The organism is Lunatimonas salinarum (genome assembly GCF_017811155.1).
GTDB classification, from domain to species: Bacteria; Bacteroidota; Bacteroidia; order Cytophagales; family Cyclobacteriaceae; genus Lunatimonas; species Lunatimonas salinarum.
Genome location: NZ_JACVCV010000106.1, coordinates 1 through 591, shown reverse-complemented (window position 1 = coordinate 591; position 591 = coordinate 1). Strand labels below are relative to the sequence as shown.

Annotated in this window: 1 protein-coding gene; it reads right to left on the bottom strand. The window is 46.7% G+C overall.

The window, feature by feature from the left end; all coding sequences use genetic code 11:
- Positions 1 to 591, bottom strand: a 591-nt coding sequence (locus IAQ59_RS22110) for an Eco57I restriction-modification methylase domain-containing protein (protein ID WP_425342631.1), incomplete at both ends; no start/stop codon positions are given.

Below are 591 nucleotides of genomic sequence, written 5' to 3'. Positions count from 1 at the left end.
TGGGGTCTCCATCGGGTAGATTTCTTTTGATCGTGAATCCTTTTGGGAACAGAATCAAAAACTTATCACTTCTCGGTTGTTGATACCGTTTGATATCCCTGCCTGCCAAAAAGGGTTTGATTACCTCTGCACTGCGCGGATCTTCGGCAATCAGCCGCTCTTTGGTTTCCCGGTCGATCACAAAGGCTTCGTTGTATCCGGTTTTTATCCCATAGAAGATCTTTCCGTCCACATACTCAGATAGCGGAACGCCCTGAGATTTTAGTTTTATCAGAAGGGCCTGGGTTCGGCTGTCGGTCAGTGTCCAGCCATCTTCCGATAGTCCAAGAGGGGAGACCTCCAACTGATTTTCGCTGAGGTAGGTTTCTATTCCCATTGGAAAATCCAATGTCTGAAGGTTTACGGCTTTGAAATTTTGTCCACCGGAAGTTTTGGACAACGCGATGATCAGGGGATAGGTGGTCGCTTCCTCAAAGACGGGCAAATCGCCAAAATCCAGGAGTTCACGGATTGTAAAGCCTTTGACATAGTTCCGCAGGCTTTTTCCATAGCCCGCCCGCATCCATTTATTTGGAATAATAAAGATAAACT